Here is a 19,921-nt window from a genome sequence, read left to right as displayed (position 1 = left end):
CGCGTGTCCTGGACACTCAACCGTGCACCCGGCACACGCCGCCGGGCGCCGCCCGTGCCGGAAGTTCAGTGTCCACAACACGCGGACAGTCGCCCACCACATCCGCGTGTCCTGGACACTCAACGGCGCACCGACACACGGCACACCGGCGCACACGGCACCCGGCACAACCGCACACCCGGCGCACACGGCACCCGGCACAACCGCACACCCGGCGCACACGGCGCACGCGCACGCGCACGCGCGCGCGGCGCCCGAGCCGAAGCCCGGACGCCGCGCGTGAGGTCAGCGCAGCACGATGAACGCGCTGTACGCCTTCGACGCCTCGACCGTCTCGCTGCCGGCGTACGTCGCCTCGACGATGCGCAGGCCGCGCGTCTGCGGGTCGAGCGCGATGGTGGCGCGGCCGTCCTCGAGCGTCGCCGTGTACGGCGTGCCCGCGACGGTCACGGTCACCTCGCCGGTGGCGGCCGGGCCGGCCGAGGGCCGCACCTTGACCGTGAGCGTGTACGCGCTCGACGTGCGCCCCACCCACGGGTCGACCGTGACACTCGTGCGAGAGGATGCCACCACGGGCACGCCCGCGCTGTCGGCGGTGCCGCTGAGCCCCGTCGCCTCCGCCGTGGCGGTCACGCGCACCGAGAGCACGGCACCCACGTCGGCGCGCTTCACGCGGTAGGTCGACGAGGTCGCCCCCTCGATCGGCTCACCGCCACGCAGCCACTGGAACGTCGTGGTCACCTCGGCGGGGTCCCACGTGCCGGTGGTTGCCGTGAGGGTCCGTCCGACCTTCGCGGTACCGGTGACCGTCGGCGCGTCCACGATGACCGGCGCGGCCTGACCGGAGTCGACCGTCAGAACCGTCCGGACGTTCGAGTCGCCGTACTGCACGACGCCGAGGTAGCGCGTCTCGGGCTGGAGTCCCTGCCATGCGAGCTCGTACGACGTGGCCACGCCCTGCTCGGCCGGGACCGGGTTCGGCGTCGCCGTGAGCTGGCCCTCGCCGCCGGGCTGCACGTTCGCGTAGGTCATGTCCCACGTGAACGGCGCCGTGAACGAGTAGACGTTCGCCTCGACGAGGTAGGTGCCGGGCGTCGGGTTCGTCAGCGACACCTGCTCGTCCGCCGAGGCCGTCGCCGCCGTGAACCGCTCGTAGTAGCGCAGGTCGTCGGCGCTCACCACGCGCGACACGAACAGGTCGAGGTCGCTGCCGGCGTCATCCGACGAGTCGAGGTCGAAGCGCGAGAGAGTGGTCCCCTCGGGCACGTCCACGATCCACCGCACGTAACCGTCCGCGTCGCCGGAGTCCTGGTCGCCCGAGTGACCCTCGACCGGGTTGTCCGCGTCGACGAGGAGCTGCGCGGCGGCCAGACCCGACACCGTCAGCGGCAGGTCGCCGCTCACGCCGGGGAGGATCTCGACGCCCGTCGATCCCGTCAGGCCCGTGCCCGACACCTCGGCCGGAGCCTCCGCGGTGGCGGGTCGCACCGCGACCGGAGAGCGCACCTCGGTGTCGCCGCTCGTCCACGTGAGGAAGCCGGTGGTCCACTCCTCGGCCGCGGCTGTCGTGCGCGAGAACGTCACCGTGAAGGTCTGCGTCTCGCCGGCGGCACCGAAGGTGAGCGTGGACGGTTCGACCGTGGCATCCAGGCCCGGCACATCGATGGATGCCGAGAACGTCCCGGCCTGCGTGGAGGTCACGGTGCGCGTCACGGTCTGCGGCTTAGCAAGCGATCCGATCGAGATCGACGCGAGGTTGAGGTCGCTGCCGTCGATCGGCTCGACACCGAAGTCCTCGAGGCCCTTGCCCTGCAGGAATGCCGCCCACTCGGCGGGTCCGTTGAGGTAGAGCAGACCCGGGTCGAAGTACTTCGTCGGGTCGACGTGGCCGGCACCCTGCGCGAACGGGTCCTGCGCGGGCGCGCCCTCGGCGTCGACCGTGTCGTACGCCGTCGTCATCATGGCCGACTTCACCTCGGCGGGGGTGGCCAGCGGCCGCTCCCCCAGGTACAGCGCGGCGAGACCGGCGACGTGCGGCGACGACATCGAGGTTCCCGAGAGGAACTCGAACGTCGGCTCCGCGCCCTCGGCGTTCGCCGCGGCGGCGAGGATCGCCACACCCGGGGCGGAGACGTCGGGCTTGAGCACGTCACTGCCGTCGGCGAGCATCGGTCCGCGGCTCGAGAAGCCCGCGACCTGCGGCGTCGGGGTCTCTTCGCCCGTGACGTTCTCACCGATCAGCGTGGCCGTGGCATCCGGGGTTCCCTGGACGTAGGCGAGCAGGTCGTCGCGGTAGCGCGCGTCGATGTGCACGGTCGGCACGGTGTGGAAGTCGTTGTCGACCGAGGCCGGGGTGACGTTGACCAGGATCATGCCGACGCCGCCGGCGTCCTTCACGGCCTGCGACTTCTCCACGCGCGCGTTCTGCCCGCGGTCGCACACGACGATCTTGCCTGCGGCCTGCGTGGCGTCGAGCGACCCCAGAAGGCACAGCGCCGCGTCCGCGGAATCCGTCCCGGATGCCGCGATGTCGCCCGCGTACACGACGGGACCGGTGACCTCTTCCCCCGCGGGGACCGAGACCGACGCGCCCGCAGCCTGGAAGCCGTTCGGCAGCGTCACGGTGCCCTCGTAGGTGGGGATCGTGGAGGCCGCGACGGTGGTGTACCACGGCGACGCGTGGTCGGCGGTCGAGGCGTCGGGACCGGAGTTCCCCGCCGAGACGGCGACGAAGACGCCCGCAGCGGCGGCGTTGAAGAACGCCGCGTCCTCGAGCGCGAGGGTGGTGGTGGCCGCCCCGCCGCCGATGGAGTAGTTGAGCACGTCGACACCGTCGGACACCGCGGCGTTGATAGCCCCGAGCAGGTCGCTCAGCGCGCAGATGTCGTCGGTGGTGACGAGCGGATCCGGCCCCGAGTAGCAGGCCTTGTACGCGGCGACCTTGGCGGCCGGGGCGACGCCGGAGATGGCTCCGAAGTCGATGCCTTCGACGCTGGCCTCGACGCCGTTGTTTCCCGCGGCGGTGCTGGCGGTGTGGGAGCCGTGTGCGTCGCCGTCTCGCGGCGAGCGGTAGTCGGCCTCGAACGTGAAGCCGGTCGCGGCCGCACCCTGGTCGAAGTAGCGGGCTCCGACGAGCTTGGTGGAGTAGTCGTCGACCGACCAGCCGTTCCCCGTCGCGACGCGCGGCGACCGGAAATCGGTGCCGTCGGCCTTGCGGTAGACGACGTCGTTGCCGTCGAGGTAGGGCTCGTCGCCGGCCGTCGTTCCCAGCGGGTCCCCCGCGAAGGAGGGGTTCTCGGGCGCGATCCCGGTGTCGACGACACCGACGACGACGCCCTCACCGGCCGCGTCGATGCCACCGACCCGCTCCCAGACGCCGCCGTCGCCCTCGAGCCCGAGGTACTCGGTCGACGGCACGGCGGACGGGTGGCGGATCTCGTCGGGGACGACCCGCTGGACGCCCTTCGTGGCGGCGAGCTTCGCGGCCTGGTCGGGCGCCATCGCGGCGCTGAAGCCGTTGACGGCGAGCGTGTACGAGTAGTCGGCGTCGACGCCCGCTTCGGCGGCGACATCCTGCTGGCGCTGCTCGAGGAACGCCGAGTACTCGCGGACGGCGTCGGAGTCGGTGTCGAGCCGCGCGTCGTCGGACTTCGTCGCGCGAAGGCCGGCTTCGCCACCGTCGTAGGTGGCGACGGGGGCTTCGTCCAGGACGACGATGTAGCGGCCGGTGGCGGATTCGATGGGTCGGGGAGGGGTCACCCCCTCGCCCACGACGGCGGCCTGCGCGGAAGTGACTCCGGCAGTGGTGAACAGCCCGGCCATGACGATGACCGCGGCCGAACGCAGGGTACGACCCATAGTGCGCTCCAAACGGGGGGATGAATTGAGCGATGTGCGCGACATCGGCGGCGCGCGTCGCACAAACATAACTCACGGCAAATTCATCACCAACGATTTCTTTTGGGACGCGGTCCGAGAACCGGATGCCGCGGTGGCGATACGCTGACCCCGTGTCGTCGGCATCCCGTCTGTCCACCCGAGTGCTGCTGGTCTGCGCCGCCATCGGCGTGGGGACGGGGATCCTCGGCGGCGCGGCCGGTTGGCTCACCCTCGTCGTGCTGGCGACCGCCCCGTGGGCCTATGGCCTGGTGCTGGGCTCGCACGTGCTTCCGGGCATCATCGCGCAGCAGGTGGTGCGTCGACCGTGGGTGGCCCTGCTCACCCATGTCCTGGCGGCACTGGTGGCCAGCGCGATGGCCCCGCAGTGGACCTTCCGCTTCCTCGGCACCGCGGTGCTGTTCGGCGGCATCCAGGAGGGTGTCGCCGCGCTCACCCGGTATCGCGTCTGGGCGACCGCCCGCTTCTTCGTCTCGGCCGTCATCATCGGCGCCGTCGTTGCGGTCGCGGTGTGGTTCGCCGCCGACATCGGCGCGCTGGCGCCGTGGGCGCAGGTCACCTATCTCGTCGTCGGCGTCGTAGGGCCGGTGGCGTGGACCGCCCTCGGCCTGGCGATCGGGTCGGGCCTGCGCGGCGCCGGGGTGGCGCGGGGCCTGTCGCGGCGCTGACTCACGTGCCCGCTCGGCACGTCCTCACCGACGCGACCCCCTCGGACGCCGGGCGAGGCGCGCCCACCCCCGCGCGAGGGCCGCGCCGAGCGCGCCGGCGACGACCCACGTCGCGAAAGACCCGAGCCACCCGGTCATGAAGAAGCCGAACAGGAGTGCCGCGACCAGCAGCAGGACGAGCCCGAGCAGGGTGACCACGGCGAGCAGGACGGCTCGAACCGGATGCCAGAGGAAGGCGCGCGGCCCGCTCCAGGGCACGGCATCCGCGTTCCCCGCCGGTGCGGCGATGACGAACGCGACGAGCAGCGCGGGAATGAGCGTCGCGGTCGACAGCACCGCGAGCGCCCCCACGATCATGAGCGCGAGCGTCGCGGCGGCGAGCGCCCTGAGCGCGCGGGGTCGCGGCTGTCCCGGTTCCCCGACGAGCACGAGCGTCGCGGTGCTGGCGGCGACGAGGGCGAGGAGTGATGCCGCGAGCAGCGCGCCGAAGGCCGGGGATGCCGCCGGCGTGACGCCGGGGATCACGCACAGCGCCTGAACCACGGCATTGACCAGCATGACCGCCGCGAGCAGCAGCACCCGCCTCACGAGGTGACTCCCGCGGCCCGGTCGATGACGGCGCTGACGCTGCCGGAGAACACCGTTTCGGAGCCGACCGTGACCGAAAAGCTGTCGGGGTCGGATGCCGACGAGGTCGCCGTGATCGCCGTGCCATCGGCCGTGGTGCCGGCGCACGTGACGTCGCCGTCCTCCGCCCGCGCGCACGTCGGGACGGCTTCCAGGGCGATGCCCTTCTCCTCGAGGACGTCGATCGTGGCGAAGCGCACCTCGGTGAGGTGGGTGCCTCCGACCGGGGCGATCGCGGCGACCTGCGAGCAGCCGGTCAGCGCGAGGGCGGTCACGAGCACGGCCCCGCCGATGATGCGTCTCACAGGCCCCGCTCCTTCTCGTACGCGAGGATCCGCGCACGCTCGGCGACGTGCTGCGCCTCGAGCTGCGCGTCGGTGATCACCGACAGGTCGAACGGCGCCGGCAGGAGCAGCTCGGTGTTCCGGTCGAGCGCAGACCCGCGACGCATGAGCGGCGTCTCGGCCCAGTCGTTCGCGGCGAGCTCGCGGCTGCGCGCGGCGAGGTCGGCGACCGAGCCGGAGGACCCCGGTACCGCGGGCGACGCGTGGTCGAGCACGGTCGTGAACAACGACAGCGTGCCGTCGCGGTTGTCGACCAGCTCGACGACCTGCTGCTGTTGCGGGAAGTCGATGCACGACGCCGTCGTGATCTCCCAGAACCCTCCGGTGTCGGTGGTGTGGGCGAGGATCTGGTTGAGGTGCGTGTGACCGTTGAGCCAGCCGACGACGACGGGGAATTCCCGCAGCATCGCGACGAACTCCTCGGCGCCGTAGAGCTTCTCGTCGACGCCCGGGCGGGTGGCGCGGTTCTCGAGCGTGAGGCTGTTGTGGTGGCTGAAGATCAGCGCCAGCACCTGGTCGCGCTGCGCGATCTCGAGCTGCGCGCGCAGCCAGCGCATCTGCGATTCGGGCACCGCGCCGTCGGGGCCGGCGACGGCGTTGCACGTGTCGAGTCCGAACGCGCGCACCCGCGGGCTGAGGTCGGCCTGCCACCATGTCTCACCCGAGGTGAGGTTGTGCGCGGTGAATCCGTGTCCGATCGGCCCGGGGGTCGGCTCGGTGCGGAAGTGCTCGGCCATGAAGTCGCGCTGCGCGAACAGGAAGCGCTGGGGGTTGGCGGTGACGTCTTTGAATCCCGGGCCTCCGGATGCCAGCCCAAGTGCCGCCAGCGTCTGGGCAAGGACGCTCGTTCCCGCGGCCCACCCCTCGAGCGCCGTGGATGCCGTGGCATCCAGGGTGTACGACTTGCGCGCGCCCACGGCGAGCGAGCGCAGTTGCGGGCTGATGTCGAACGTGCCGAGGAGCAGCGTGTCGTGGTTGCCATACACGGCGTACCAGGGCGCCGGGAGGCCGACCGACGCCACCTTCGCGCCGATCGCCTGGGAAAGAAGATCCGGCAGCTGCGGGAAGCCGTAGTCGCCGAACGCGCCGCCGCGGGGGTCACCGGGGCGATACGCCCACGTGGCCTCGCTCCAGGCCTGCACGCCCTGCCACGTCGGGCCGCTCGTGGCGGGGTCGACGGACAGGCCGTCCATGAGGTCGATGTACCAGCGCAGCTCGAGGTGCGAGTGCATGTCGGCGCTGTCGCCGGTGACGATCGCGGCGCTCATCGGCGCCCCCGTGAGCGGGCTGTAGCGGGCGTCCGAGAACGCCTGCACCATCGCCGCCGTCGCGTGCGGACTCAGCGGGTCCTGCGGGTGAAAGGCCGAGCCCCACGCCGAATGGTCTTGCACGATCATGGGTTCGATCCGCCCGGGCGACTGCGCCTCGATGACGTGCAGGTCGGACAGGTGCCCGAGATACAGCAGCGACCGGCGCGCGGTGGCACGGGCCGGCGACGGGGTGCGCCGCAGCACGTCGATCCGCGGGACGTACGGCTCGCCCGGGCCGGTGGTGAGCGTGCGGTATCGGCCGGAGAGGATCGCCCCCTGCCGGATCGTCTGCAGCAGCGTCGTCGGGACGTCGGCCGGCGGCACGGCCGCGCGGGCGAGCTGCGGCGCGAGGACATCGAAGCTCAGCCCCGTGGCGGCGGCAGCGGCGACGGTGGCGTGCAGGAATTGGCGGCGGGACAGACCGGGCACAGGATCATCCGTTCGGGCGGAAGGTACTCGAATGTACCGTTTGCGCAATCCGAGCGTCCAGATGCCGACGGCCGTTCGTTACGGCACTCGAAGCCACGACCGCGGGAAGAGGGACGCCCGCACATCGCGGGCGTTCCCCCGATCGCTCAGGATGACGCCGCCGCTGCGGCCTCGCGTGACGCGATGCGCCACCGGACATAGTTCGTTGCGGCGATGAGGAACCCGACGAGGCCCAGAACGCCCCCTCCGCTCGCGAGCAGAACAGAGGGCAGTTCCGGTGTCCCATCGAGACCGAGCGCGTCGGCTCGGACCGCAGCCGCGACGATGCGGGTTCCGACGGCGATCGCCACGGCAACGCCGGCGGCGAGCAGCGCCAGCCCCAGGACCAGGCGGAAGATGACAGATGTGTGAGCCCTCATCGTCGTCCTCTCCCCCTCAGCTCGGATTGCAGCCGGCCGCAACGGTTGCCGCGTAGCCCAGGTGAGGATGCCACGTCTCGTCGCGAGACGCGGAAGGGGCGAGAAGCAACCGCGCGGACCATCGATGCCCCGCACCCCACGCTTCGACGTCGAGAGGTCGAGCCCGAAGGGTAAGGGCTGCCTAACTAGACTGGCATCCTCGCCGACAGGACAGCCGTGACCGCCCACCCGCACCCGACCGCCGCGGCGCCCCGCGCGGGCGTCGACGCCCTGCTGCGTCTGCGGAACGTGGCCGTCACGCACCTCGAGGCCGACCGTGCGACGCCCGCCGACGTGAGCTTCGAGGTGCGACCCGGCGAAGTCGTACTGGTGCTCGGACCGAGCGGATCGGGCAAGTCCACCCTGGCCCTCACAATGAACGGACTGATCCCTCACTCCGTCCCCGCGGAGGTCACCGGAACCGTGATCGTGGGCGGACAGGATGCCGGCGCCACCCCTGTCGCGGACCTCGCGCCCGCGGTGGCCATGGTCTTCCAGGATCCCGACACCCAGCTCATCACCGGCACCGTGCTCGACGAGGTGTGCTTCGGCCCCGAGAATCTGCGGCTGCCCGTGGACGAGGTGCTCGCGCGCGCGGAGACGGCGCTGCGCCGCGTCGGGCTGTGGGAACGACGCCACGATTCCCCCGACGTCCTGTCCGGCGGGGGCCGTCAACGCCTCGCGATCGCGTGCGCCCTGGCCATGGCATCCCCGCTCCTCGTCCTGGACGAACCCACCGCGAGCCTCGACCCGGCCGGGGTCGTCGAGGTCTACGCGGCCCTCGCTGAGATCGTGGCGCGCGGCGACCGCGCGGTCGTGCTCATCGAACACGACCTGGATGCCGCGATGCCCCTGGTCGACCGGGTCGTCGCGCTCGACGGCGAGGGGCGCGTCATCGCCGACGGGGACGTCGACGAGGTGCTCCGCGAACGCGCGTCGGAACTGCACGAGCTCGGGGTGTGGCTGCCCACCGCGACCCTCGCGGCGCTGCGACTGCGCCGCGCCGGCTACCCGCTCGCGCGTCTGCCCCTGACCCCCGAGGAGTTGCGGGCCGCTCTCGATGACACGGCACCGCCCGTGACGGCATCCGCCCCTCGTCCGCCCACGACGCCCGCGGGCGGTGAGGTGATCCTGCGCGCGCGGGGGCTGACGATCTCGCGGGGGCGCGTGACGGTGCTGCGCGAAGTCGACCTCGAGGTTCCCGCGGGGGCGTTCGTCGCCGTCGTCGGCCGCAACGGCGCCGGGAAGACCACCCTCGCGCAGACGCTCGCCGGGGTCCGGCGCCCGCCACGCGGTACCGTGCAGCTCGACGGACGAGACGTGCGGCGCATACCCGAGCGGGAGCTCTCGCGGCACGTCGGGTTCGTGTTCCAGAACCCCGAGCACCAGTTCCTCGCGACGTCGGTGTTCGACGAACTCGCCCAAGGCCTGCGCCGACTCCGCGCGCCCGAGGCGCAGATCCGCGCCCGCGTCGACGAGATGCTCGATCGCTTCGGACTCACCGAGCGGGCGGACGCGCACCCGTTCCTCCTGTCGGGGGGCCAGAAGCGGCGCCTGTCGGTGGGGACGGCGCTCATCGGCGGCGCGCGTCTGCTCGTGCTCGACGAACCCACGTTCGGTCAGGATCGTGCCCGCGCCGACGAGATGCTCGCGATGCTCGACGACCTGCGCGCCACCGGGACGACCGTCATCGTGGTGACGCACGACCTGCAGCTGGTCGCCGAGCACGCGGATCGGGTGGTGGTGATGGATGCCGGGCGCCTCGTCGCCGACGCGCCGGTCGACGCCGTGTTCGCGGACGCGCCGCTGCTCGCCCGCACGGGTCTGGGCGTCCCGCCCCTGCGCCGCGCGCTCGCGGGGCTCGAGCGGCATCCCGAGCTCGCGGACGTGGCGCGTCTGCGCGACCTTCCCGGGGGTGCGCGATGACCGCCGCGACGGCGATCCCGGTCGCGCGCCGCGGCTTCTTGCCGGGACTCAATCCGCTCGCCAAACTCGCCGCACCGCTGCCGGCGATGGTGGCGCTGGTGTTCGTGCGCGACATCGGCACCCCTCTCGCCTTCCTCGCACTCGCCTACGCCACGCTCCTCGCCGGCGCGCGGCTGTCCGCGCGCGGACTCCTCCTGCTCGGCGTGGTCGTGCCGACCGCGGTCGTCGTCGTGGGGCTCGGGTTCGCGGTGTGGGTCGACCCCGCCGGAGCGGCGCCGACGACGGAGGTGATGCGTATCGGCGGATGGGCCTTGACCGACGGCGCCCTGTCGGTGGGTCTGGCGACGGGCCTGCGACTGGCCGCGATTATGACGCTCGCGTTCATCGGCGGACTCACCACGGCCGGCGCGGACCTGGTGCGCGCGCTGGTGCAGCAGCTCCGCGTGCCGTACCGCATCGGCTACGCCGCCCTGGCGGCGATCCGGTTCGTTCCGCGCTTCGGGCGTGAGCTCGAGCTGATCCGGCAGGCGCATCGGGTGCGGGGCGCGACCGGCGGCCCGTTGACCGCACCCGCGCGGTGGGCGCAGACCGTGGTGCCCCTCCTCGCCGGCGCCATCCGTCACGCCGAGCGCGTCGCCCTGGCCATGGACGCGCGCGCCTTCGGGGCCCACCCCGACCGCACCGAACGTCACCACGTGCCCTGGCGACCACGCGACACGCTCTTCGTGCTGGGCGTCTGGGCGGTGTCGGCGACCCTGTTCGTGGTCGTGTGACCGCCGTCAGTACACCGGCGCCGCGGGGAGGCCGAAGAACTCCTCGAGCGTCGTGTACCCGCCGTCGCGGTAGGCCTTCGCCAGCTCCGGACCGATGTAGCGCAGGTGCCACGCCTCGGGCTCGTACCCGGTCACGTCGGTGCGCCCGACGTCGTAGCGGGTGATGAAGCCGAACTCCCACGCGTGGTCGCGCACCCACGCGCCCTGCGACGACCCCGCGACGTCGTCGAGCGTGCCGCACGACCCTCGGCACGGCACGATGTCGACGGCCAGTCCGGACTGATGCTCGCTGAACCCGGGGCGAGCGCTTTCCCGATCCGCTTCCTCCACACCGCGTACAGCGACGCGGCCCGCGTAGGTCTGCTCCTGCGTCGCGTACGAGCGGAACGCGCTCAGGTATCCGATCTCCCCCGCGCCGGCGTCCGCGGCCGCCCGCACCATCGCCGTCAGCGCGTCGGCCGCGGGGCGGCGCAGCGCCGACTCCTCCAGCGCGCGGACATCGTCGGGCATCACCAGGTCGCCCGGGCGGTAGTCGGCCGGGTCGTAGGGCCGTTGCTTGTTGACCACCACCCACTGCCGGTTCGCATCCGAGAGCGAGATGCACGGGGCGATTCCGGATGCCACGGCCGCCCGGAACGCCTCGCCCCCGCCGATCGCGGCGATCGTGGCGCCGTCATCGCCCGAGGCCAGGGCGGAGGTGAACGTCGGGTCGTCGCACGGGCTCGCGGGCGCGGGCGCCTCGGAGATCACCGGAACGGGCAGCCCTTCGGCCGGAACCGCGGGCGGGCCCGCCAGGGATGCCGCGACCGCTGTGTCGGGCGCGTCGGCGTCGTGACGCGCGGCGACGGCCGATCCGATCGCGATCACGCCGGCGAGGACCACCACCGCCACGAGCGCGAGAACCGCGAGACGCCGCCGGAAGGCCACCGTGCGGCCCCGCAGCACGGCGGGCACCAGCGCACGGGAGCGCGGCGAAGCAGCCCGCCGTTCCCGACGGGACGGCACCGGGCTCTCGGTGTTCGCTGACCTCGATGCGGGGGAAGGGGGGAGGGTGAGCGCGGCCGTCGCCTGACGCTCGGCCTCGGCGCGCGCGGCGCGACGGGGCGAGAGCTCGGGGTCGAAGGACGTCACTCGACCCATTCTCACCCCCGGAACCTTCGCGGTCGAACTCGACGCTCCCGCCATGGAAGGCGCGCGGAGTCGCACCCGCGGGCCCGGGGCGGCGCGCCCGCGGCTACTCCGCCCGGCGTCGCTCGATGAGGACGGTGTCGCGCCACTGGCCCGCCCACGGGCCGTACGTCATCAGCGCGATGCGCTCGCGATGCCCGACCCGGCGGAAGCCGAAGCGCTCGTGCAGCGCGAGACTCGCGGTGTTCTCCGGGAAGACGCTCGACTGGACGGTCCAGATGCCGGCCGTGTCGACCTCGCTCAGGAACGCGCGCAGAAGTGCCCCGCCCACGCCGCGACCGTGCGCGTGTTCGGCCACATAGACGGAGTGCTCGACGACTCCGCGGTACACCTCGCGCGACGACACCGCCGACGCCGCGATCCACCCGAGGACGCGCCGGTCGGGTCCGACGGCGACGAGACGTCCGACATGGAGCTTCCCGGTGTCGAACGCCTCCCACGAGGGAGGACGGCGTTCGAACGTCGCGTTCCCCGCCTCGATGCCCTCGCGGTAGATCGTCTCGGTCTCGGCCCAATCGTCCGCCGTCATGGCGCGGACGAGGACGTCACTCACGGCCGGAGGGCGCGCGAAGCGCTCTCGAGTGCGTCGGTCACCACGCGGTAGTACGCCCACCGCCCCCGCTGCTCGCGCGTCGCCAAACCCGCGTCCACGAGGACGCGCATGTGGTGAGAGACGGTCGGCTGCGACAGCCCGACCGGCTCGGTGAGGTCGCAGATGCAGGCTTCGCCGTCGCCGGACGCGGCGATCAGTGACAGCAGGCGCACGCGGGTGGGGTCGCCCAGAGCCTTGAACGTCCGCGCGGTGCGCTCGGCTTCCTCCGCCGTGAGCACACCGCGGGTGACCGAGGAGCAACAGGCGGCGGAATCGACCACGGGCAGGAGCGGCAGCGACGTCATGTCCTGATTCTGCCACGTCGCATTGACATCTGTCGATGCATCCACCATTCTCTATCCATCGAGATTCGTCGATGAGAGATGAGGACTCCGATGGAGAACATGCTGCCTGTCGCCGTGATCGGCGCGGGACCCCAGGGGTTGGCCGCGGCCGCCCACCTGGTCGAGCGCAACGTGCCGGTCGTCGTACTGGAGGCCGGAGCCTCCGCCGCTGCGGCCGTGCAGGAGTGGGGCCACGTGCGCCTGTTCTCCGAATGGACCGAACTGGTGGATGCCGCCGCCCACCGCCTCCTCGAGCCCACCGGCTGGACCGCCCCCACGTCCGGCTTCCCGACGGGCGCGCAGTGGATCGAGAAGTACCTCGCCCCGCTCGCCGCGGTCCTCGGCGAGCGCATTCGCTACCGCAGCCGCGTGACGGGTGTGTCGCGCCGCGGGCGCGACCGCCTCGTCGACGCGGGACGCGGGGAGCAGCCCTTCGTCGTCCACGTCACCCCCGAAGAGGGAGAGGAGTACCGCCTTCTCGCGCGCGCGGTCATCGACGCCTCGGGCACGTGGGCGACGCCCAATCCGGCCGGCGCCGACGGCCTCCCCGCGATCGGCGAGACGGGGGCCGCGGAGGCCCTTTCCTACCGCATCCCCGACTTCCGAGACCGGGAAGGCTTCGAGGGCAAGCACACCGTGGTCGTCGGCTCCGGCCACTCGGCGGTGACGGCCGTGCTGGCGCTCGCCCGCATGGCGCGCAGAGACCCGTCGACCACCGTCACCTGGGCCCTGCGTCGCGCCACCACCGGCAACGCCTTCGGCGGGGGCGAGGCCGACGAGCTGCCCGCGCGGGGGGCACTCGGCATCCGAGCTCGAGAGCACGTCGAAGCAGGACTCGTCTCGCTCGTCACCGGCTTCCGTACCGAACGCGTTGCACGCGACGGGGATCGGACGACCCTCATCGCCGAGGACGGTCGGACGCTCACGGCGGACCGGGTCGTGGTCCTCACCGGGTTCCGGCCCGACCTGTCGTTCCTCTCGGAGCTGCGGCTGGAACTCGACCCCACGTTGCAGGCGCCCGTCCGCATCGCCGCGGAGGTCGACCCGAACGTGCACTCGTGCGGATCGGTGGCCGCCACCGGGGCCGCCGATCTGGCTCAGCCGGAACCGGACTTCTACCTCGTCGGCGCGAAGTCCTACGGCCGGGCTCCCACGTTCCTCGCGCTCACCGGGTACGAGCAGGTGCGGAGCGTCGTCGCCGAGCTCGCGGGCGACCACGAAGCCGCGCGACGCGTCGAGCTCGCCCTCCCCGACACCGGGGTATGCGGCGGTGCGGGCCTCTTCGACGCGTCGGGGACGCCCGCAGGCGGAGCGTGCTGTGCGCCGCCGCTGCTCAGCATCGGACGCACACCGGCTGCCGTGTGAACGCCGCGGGAGGGCGGGTCGACGGGCCCGCCCTCCCGCCGTCTCGGGGCGTCAGCGCGACAGCAGTGACGTTTGGATCTTCTCGGACACCGCCTCCCGCAGGGGCCGGACCGCCTCGGCATCCCAGGCTTCGGGGTTGGGGAAGGACCACTCGAGGACTTCTCCTCGGGGAGTCGACGGGAGCGTGAGTCCCGGCTTCATCAGCACGACGACGTCGGCCCGCTCGAGATCGTCGGGAGTGACCGCGCGCGGCACTCGATCGGCGATGTCCATGCCGATCTCGGCCACGGTCGCGGCCACCGCGGGATTCACCTCGTCGGCCGGCGAGAGACCCGCGGACTCCGCGACGAAGCGGTCACCGGCGAGGTGTTCCAGCAGCGCGGCGCCCAGCTGGGAGCGGCCGGCGTTGTGCTGGCAGATGAAGAGGACCGTGGGGGTGTCGGTGGTGCTCATGGATGCTTTCTGATCGGGGTCAACGGGAGGCGAGGCGGGGTGCGAGCTCGCTGATGCGCCGCTCGAGCTCGTCGTAGGCGGAGTCGAAAGCGACGTCGGTGCCGATCCGCACGGGGTCGGGGATTGACCAGTGCAGATCGCCCGCGACGCCCAGTTCCTCGTGGGCGTTGTCGCACACGGTGATGACGAAGTCGGACTCACCGCGCACGGCATCCAACGGTCGGGGGGTGACGTCGCTCAGGGCGAGGGCGTGACGCTCGGCGACGGCGACGGCGCCGGGAGAGACGCGCGCGGCGGGGTGCGTGCCCCCGGATGCCACGGGAATGTCGCTCCGCGTCGCCCAGAGGGCGGCGGCGAGCTGCGAGCGCGCGGAGTTCGCGGTGCAGACGAAGAGCACCCGGCTCGCGCGCTCGGTGCGGCCGGGGAGGAGCCCGGCGAGCGCCACCTCGGTGAGGTGCACGTAACTGCGCCGTTTGTCGGCTTCCGACCGCGACCGCTCCACCATGCCGACGGACTCCAGCACGTTGAGATGGTGCGCGACGAGGTTCGACGACAGGCCCAACACGGCGCGGATTTCCGACGGGGAGAGGTCGCCGAGGGTCAGGAGATCAATGATGTGGAGGCGCGACGGGTCGCCGAGCGCGGCGTGCCTCGCAGCTCGCGCGGTCACGTCCGGCATTTGCTCAACGTTCATTAACTCAATATTGACTGACTCAATTAGGCCGCGTCAAGATGAGGTCATCGCGCCGGGCATCGCCAGCACCCCCGCCCGCTGCGCGAGCGACGACCCACCCCTCCCGAGAGGCACCCCATGCACCTTGTCGCCATCGGCGGAAGCGACGCCGGCATCTCCACCGCCCTGCGCGCCCGCGAGCTCGACCCCTCGGTCGACGTCACCGTCGTCGTGGCCGACCGCTACCCGAACTTCTCGATCTGCGGCATCCCGTACTACTTCTCCCGCGAAGTGCAGCCCTGGCAGTCCCTCGCCCACCGCACCCACGCCGACCTGGAAGCCACGGGCATGACCCTGCGCCTGGACACCCTCGCCACCGGCATCGACGTCGAGGGGCGCACCCTGTCGGTGCGCGACGCCGACGGCGTGGAGTCGACGATCCCCTACGACGCCCTCATGGTCGGCACGGGCGCCTCGCCGTCGACCGCGGGAATCTCCGGACTCGATCGACTGGGACCCGATGACGGAGTGCACCTCCTGCACTCCATGGGCGACACGTTCGCCCTCGAGCGGTACCTCGACGACCACCGACCGGAGTCGGCGATCATCGTCGGCGCGGGCTACGTCGGCCTGGAGATGGCCGAAGCGCTCACGGTTCGCGGACTCACGGTCACGCAACTGCAGCGCGGCCCCGAGGTGCTCTCGACCCTCGACCCCGAACTCGGCTCGCTCGTCCGCGCCGAACTCGTGCACCACGGGGTCGACGTCGTGACGGGCACACGGATCACCTCCGTCGCGCGCGACGACGGACGCCTCACCGTGACCGGCACGCGCGACGGCGGCGCCTTCTCGCGGAGCGCCGACCTCGTCCTCGTCGTCGTGGGGGTCCGCCCCAACACCGCGCTCCTCACGGCCGCGGGCGCCGCCACGGGCGCCGGCGGAGCGGTGGTCGTCGACGATCGGATGCGCACCGGCCTGCCGCACGTGTGGGCCGCCGGCGACGGCGTCGTCACACACCACCGCCAGCTCGGCGTCACCTACCTCCCCCTGGGCACGACCGCCCACAAGCAGGGGCGCGTCGCGGGCGAGAACGCCATCGGCGGGGACGCCCGCTTCGCCGGCAGCCTGGGGACGCAGGTGGTGAAGGTGTTCGACGTCGTCGCCGCGCGGACCGGGTTGCGCGATCACGAGGCGGCCGCCGCACACCTCTCGCCGCACAGCCACACCGCCGTCGCCGACGATCACAAGCGCTACTACCCCGGCGCGACCCCCATCAGCATCCGCATCACCGGCGACGAGCGCGACGGGCGCCTCCTCGGCGCGCAGATGGTCGGCACCCGCGGCGCCGAGATCGCCAAGCGCATCGACACGTACGCCACGGCACTGCACCACGGCATGACCGTTGCCGCACTGAGCGATCTTGATCTCTCCTACACGCCGCCGCTCGGCTCCCCCTGGGATGCCGTGCAGATGGCATCCCAGGCGTGGGAGCGTGACGTTCGCGATTTCGCGGCCGCACACTGACCGGGCCGGATCGGCCGTCGGCGTACGAACGTCTTCGCCTTTTCCCCCACTCCGCTTGTCATTCTTTCGAAGATCTGTTCCCATAGGGGAATGAGATGGCAGGGACAACAGCTCGGCGTCGACGACTCCGCGGCACTGCCGGGCATGGAGCGCATGGACGGCCTCGTGCGTTCCGTGACCACGCCGGAGTTCGCCGGAATGACCTTCCACGAGGTGCTCTGCAAGACCGCCCTGAACCGTGTCCCCGGAGCATCCGCCATGCCCTTCGGACTGGACAGTGAACCCGTACCGCGGGTGCAGCCACTCGTGCGCCTACTGCTTCGCCCGCAAGACGCACGAGTACCTCGACCTCGACTCCGGTTCCGACTTCGACTCCCAGATCGTGGTGAAGGTGAACGTCGCCGACGTGCTGCGCACGGAGCTGCGGCGCGGATCATGGGCGCGCGAGCCCGTGATGCTCGGCACCAACACCGACCCGTACCAGCGCGCCGAGGGCCGCTACCGACTGATGCCCGACATCATCGGCGCGCTCACCGAGAACCGCACACCGTTCTCGATCCTGACCAAGGGAACACTCCTGCGCCGCGACCTGCCCCTGCTCGCCGATGCGGCGACAGAGGTGCGGGTCACGCTCGCGATGTCGATCGCCGTGTTCGACGACGCTCTGCAGCGCTCGATCGAACCGGGCACGCCGACCGCCGAAGCGCGGCTCGACACCGTTCGCGCCGCGACCGACGCGGGGTTCCGCGTCACGGTCTTCCTCATGCCGATCCTGCCCCACCTCACCGACTCCATCGCGGCTCTCGACCACGCCCTCGGCCGCGTCCGTGAGGCCGGGGCCGCGCGCGTCGTCTACGGCGCCCTGCACCTGCGTCCGGGCGCCAAGGAATGGTTCCTCCAGTGGCTCGCGCGCGAGCACCCCGAGCTGGAGTCGTCGTACCGCGGCCTGTACCCGGGCGCGTCGGTCCAGGCACCGCAGGCCTACCGCCGGTGGCTGGGCAGACGCATGCAGCCACTGCTGCGAATGCACCGCCTCGACGGGTGGGACGAAGACGACCACCCACGAGGCCGACCGCAGCCCGGACTCGCGGCGCGCACACCTACCGCGCCGCGGCTGGGCCCCGTGCGCACCACCGGGTCGGTGGCATCCGGCCGTCCCTCCGTCGTTCCGGCCAGCGAACCGACCCTCTTCTGAAGACACCGACAGCCCCGCCCGCTCACGGCGGACGGGGCTGTCGTGATGGCGCTTACGACGTGACGTCGGAGAGCTGACGGCCCGCCAGCTCCTCGAGGAGGTCGTCGCCGAGCTGGGTCTCCTCGAAGGGGGCCTCGATCTCGGCGCGATCCAGCAGCTCGGTCATCCGACGACGCCGCTGACGCGTAATGAGCGTCACGACCGTTCCGCGACGACCGGCGCGCCCGGTGCGCCCGGAGCGGTGCAGGTAGGTCTTGTACTCGTCGGGGGCGTCGGCCTGGATCACCAGATCGATGTCGTCGACATGGATGCCGCGAGCGGCGACGTCCGTGGCCACGAGCACGTTGACGCGGCCCGAGGTGAGCTTCTCCAGGTTGCGCGTGCGCTTCTGCTGGTTGAGGTCGCCGTGCAGGGCGACCGCAGCGATGCCGGCCTCGTCGAACTGTTCCGCGAGCATCTCGGCGTAGGCGCGGGTGCGGGCGAAGACGAGCGTCTTGCCGTCGCGATCGACGAGCGAGCCGAGGATCTCGGCCTTGTCACGGTGATCGATGACGAGGACGCGGTGATCGATGGTGCCCGAGTCCTGGTCCTCGCCGGCGACCTCGTAGACCGCCGGCTCGACGAGGAACTCGTCGACGAGCGCCGCGACCTCGCGGTCGAGCGTCGCGGAGAAGAGCAGCTTCTGGCTCCCGTCCGCCGTCGCGCGGAGGATCCGCTGCACCGGCTCGAGGAACCCGAGCTCGCACATGTGGTCGGCCTCGTCCAGCACCGCGACCTGCACGTCGGAGAGGTCGAGCTTGCCCTGGTTCAGCAGGTCTTCGATGCGGCCGGGGGTGCCGATGACGATGTCGACGCCCTTCTTGAGCGCGCCGACCTGGCGCGCCTGCGGCACACCGCCGTACACCTGCGTCGTGAACAGCCCCACGCTGCGCGCGATCACCTGGACGGTGCGGTCGATCTGCAGCGCGAGCTCGCGCGTGGGGGCGAGAATGAGCGCCTTCGGCGCCCGGCCGAACTCGCGCTTCTTTCCCGCCTGCGCGCGGAGGATGCTCTCGACCATCGGGGCGCCGAAGGCGATGGTCTTGCCCGACCCGGTGCGACCGCGCGCGAGGACGTCGCGACCCTCGAGGATCGGAGTCACCGTGGCCGCCTGGATCGGGAATGGGCTCGCGGCACCCAGACCCGCGAGAGCGCGCACGATGTTGTCACCGAGCCCCAGGTCGGCGAAGCTCGCCTCGGCCACGGTCGCCGCATCGACGGCTTCCGCCTGCAGGCGCTCGTGCACGACGTCGACACGCTGCTCGTGCTCGGCCGAGCGCGCCGGGGACGCATTCCAATCCGAGCGGTTTGGTCCGTCGGTGCGGCGGGGACGGTCGTCGCGGCGCTCGAACGAGCGCGCGGGGCGATCGTCACGCGCGGGGCGATCATCGCGGCGGTCGAAGGAGCGCGCGGGGCGGTCGTCGCGCGCGGGACGGTCATCGCGGCGGTCGAACGAACGCGCCGGACGGTCATCGCGGGGCGGGCGATCGCTGCGGTCGAACGAACGCGCCGGACGGTCGTCACGGCGATCGAACGAACGCGCCGGACGGTCATCGCGGCGGTCGAACGAACGCGCCGGGCGGTCGTCACGGCGATCGAACGAACGCGCCGGGCGGTCGTCACGGGCCGGGCGATCGCTGCGATCGAACGAACGCGCCGGACGGTCATCACGACGATCGAACGAACGGGCGTCACGGTCATCACGGCCGCGGGCGCCGGCATCCCGATCGGGTCGCGCAAAACGCTCGCCGCCGCGGGCCTGGCTGCGGATGCCGCGCGCCTCGTCGCGACCCGCGCGCTCCTGCGCAGTCCATCGGGCTTTGGCGGGGGCGGCCTCGGCCTCGGGCGCGCGGTAGCCGCGGTGGTTCGGGCTCTTGCTCCCGGGCTTGGCGGGGGCGTCGGTTCCGGGCCGTCGCTTGCGGTCCTGGAACGACGTCTTCGCGCCGTAGCGGGGCTCGAAGTTCTTCGCGGCGCGGCCGCCGGCGGGCTTCTTGTTCTTGGGCATGGGTGTGTCCTTCTGGGTTCTGTTCGCGCGAAACAGCTGCACCGCACGGCGATGCAAACCCGGACATCCGTCGGCCGGGGGCCATTCACTAGTGATGGTCGAGACGCGATC

At 72.0% G+C, this 19,921-nt stretch carries 16 protein-coding genes and 1 pseudogene; 6 read left to right on the top strand and 11 right to left on the bottom strand.

Annotated elements, in window-relative coordinates; all coding sequences use genetic code 11:
* Positions 1-285: 285 nt before the first annotated feature.
* Entirely contained in the window at positions 286-3,858 is a 3,573-nt protein-coding gene (locus P5G46_RS10255) for a S8 family serine peptidase (protein ID WP_408905650.1), read from the bottom strand.
* A gap of 152 nt (positions 3,859-4,010) precedes the next feature.
* Here P5G46_RS10255 and P5G46_RS10250 point away from each other — a divergent pair, with 152 nt between their 5' ends.
* Positions 4,011-4,565 (top strand): ECF transporter S component, encoded by a 555-nt coding sequence (locus P5G46_RS10250; protein WP_239276063.1) that lies wholly within the window; start codon positions 4,011-4,013, stop codon positions 4,563-4,565.
* Between the two features lie 24 nt (positions 4,566-4,589).
* On the opposite strand, the gene P5G46_RS10245 is transcribed toward P5G46_RS10250, so the two are convergent.
* From P5G46_RS10245 to P5G46_RS10230, 4 genes are all read right to left on the bottom strand, one after another.
* Positions 4,590-5,153 (bottom strand): hypothetical protein, encoded by a 564-nt coding sequence (locus tag P5G46_RS10245; RefSeq protein ID WP_408905649.1) that lies wholly within the window; start codon positions 5,151-5,153, stop codon positions 4,590-4,592.
* On the bottom strand, positions 5,150-5,497 hold the full coding sequence (locus P5G46_RS10240) for a hypothetical protein (RefSeq protein ID WP_239276061.1): 348 nt from the start codon (positions 5,495-5,497) through the stop codon (positions 5,150-5,152). Before P5G46_RS10240 ends, P5G46_RS10245 begins: the two co-directional genes overlap by 4 nt.
* Positions 5,494-7,275, bottom strand: coding sequence for a TIGR03767 family metallophosphoesterase (locus P5G46_RS10235; protein WP_239276060.1), 1,782 nt, complete (start codon positions 7,273-7,275; stop codon positions 5,494-5,496). Before P5G46_RS10235 ends, P5G46_RS10240 begins: the two co-directional genes overlap by 4 nt.
* A gap of 146 nt (positions 7,276-7,421) precedes the next feature.
* Positions 7,422-7,694: a hypothetical protein gene (locus P5G46_RS10230; RefSeq protein ID WP_408905648.1), complete on the bottom strand. Its 273-nt coding sequence runs from the start codon at positions 7,692-7,694 to the stop codon at positions 7,422-7,424.
* Positions 7,695-7,910: 216 nt separating this feature from the next.
* On the opposite strand from P5G46_RS10230, the gene P5G46_RS10225 reads away from it, so the two are divergent.
* Positions 7,911-9,659, top strand: a complete 1,749-nt coding sequence (locus tag P5G46_RS10225) for an ABC transporter ATP-binding protein (protein WP_408905647.1) — start codon at positions 7,911-7,913, stop codon at positions 9,657-9,659.
* Positions 9,656-10,432 (top strand): energy-coupling factor transporter transmembrane component T family protein, encoded by a 777-nt coding sequence (locus tag P5G46_RS10220; protein ID WP_408905646.1) that lies wholly within the window; start codon positions 9,656-9,658, stop codon positions 10,430-10,432. Before P5G46_RS10225 ends, P5G46_RS10220 begins: the two co-directional genes overlap by 4 nt.
* Positions 10,433-10,438: 6 nt before the next feature.
* Here P5G46_RS10220 and P5G46_RS10215 read toward each other — a convergent pair whose 3' ends face one another.
* The 3 genes from P5G46_RS10215 to P5G46_RS10205 all read right to left on the bottom strand — a co-directional run bounded on the left by P5G46_RS10215 (position 10,439) and on the right by P5G46_RS10205 (position 12,517).
* Positions 10,439-11,563 carry a M15 family metallopeptidase gene (locus P5G46_RS10215; RefSeq protein ID WP_375094851.1) on the bottom strand — a complete coding sequence of 375 codons (1,125 nt, stop codon included), beginning with the start codon at positions 11,561-11,563 and terminating at the stop codon, positions 10,439-10,441.
* Between the two features lie 103 nt (positions 11,564-11,666).
* Positions 11,667-12,149, bottom strand: coding sequence for a GNAT family N-acetyltransferase (locus tag P5G46_RS10210; protein ID WP_275438147.1), 483 nt, complete (start codon positions 12,147-12,149; stop codon positions 11,667-11,669).
* Between the two features lie 20 nt (positions 12,150-12,169).
* Positions 12,170-12,517, bottom strand: a complete 348-nt coding sequence (locus P5G46_RS10205; RefSeq protein ID WP_375094852.1) for an ArsR/SmtB family transcription factor — start codon at positions 12,515-12,517, stop codon at positions 12,170-12,172.
* 90 nt (positions 12,518-12,607) lie between these two features.
* On the opposite strand from P5G46_RS10205, the gene P5G46_RS10200 reads away from it, so the two are divergent.
* A complete protein-coding gene (locus tag P5G46_RS10200; RefSeq protein WP_375094853.1) occupies positions 12,608-13,921 on the top strand; it encodes an FAD-dependent oxidoreductase in 1,314 nt (437 codons plus the stop codon).
* Between the two features lie 51 nt (positions 13,922-13,972).
* Here the strand turns inward: P5G46_RS10200 and P5G46_RS10195 are convergent, their stop codons facing one another.
* The gene (locus P5G46_RS10195) at positions 13,973-14,374 is read right to left on the bottom strand and encodes an arsenate-mycothiol transferase ArsC (RefSeq protein ID WP_408905645.1); all 402 of its coding nucleotides are present in this window, start codon (positions 14,372-14,374) and stop codon (positions 13,973-13,975) included.
* Between the two features lie 19 nt (positions 14,375-14,393).
* Positions 14,394-15,068, bottom strand: a complete 675-nt coding sequence (locus P5G46_RS10190) for an arsenate reductase/protein-tyrosine-phosphatase family protein (protein WP_408905644.1) — start codon at positions 15,066-15,068, stop codon at positions 14,394-14,396.
* Between the two features lie 117 nt (positions 15,069-15,185).
* Between P5G46_RS10190 and P5G46_RS10185 the strand changes: the two genes are divergently transcribed.
* Positions 15,186-16,571, top strand: a complete 1,386-nt coding sequence (locus P5G46_RS10185) for an FAD-dependent oxidoreductase (protein WP_239276050.1) — start codon at positions 15,186-15,188, stop codon at positions 16,569-16,571.
* Between the two features lie 90 nt (positions 16,572-16,661).
* Positions 16,662-17,766 (top strand): annotated as a pseudogene (locus tag P5G46_RS10180) (Rv2578c family radical SAM protein).
* A gap of 52 nt (positions 17,767-17,818) precedes the next feature.
* Here P5G46_RS10180 and P5G46_RS10175 read toward each other — a convergent pair.
* The gene (locus P5G46_RS10175) at positions 17,819-19,810 is read right to left on the bottom strand and encodes a DEAD/DEAH box helicase (RefSeq protein ID WP_408905643.1); all 1,992 of its coding nucleotides are present in this window, start codon (positions 19,808-19,810) and stop codon (positions 17,819-17,821) included.
* Between the last annotated feature and the right edge of the window lie 111 nt (positions 19,811-19,921).

Source organism: Microbacterium mcarthurae (genome assembly GCF_046064585.1).
Lineage (GTDB): Bacteria > Actinomycetota > Actinomycetes > Actinomycetales > Microbacteriaceae > Microbacterium > Microbacterium mcarthurae.
This window is presented reverse-complemented; position numbering and strand designations above follow the sequence as displayed.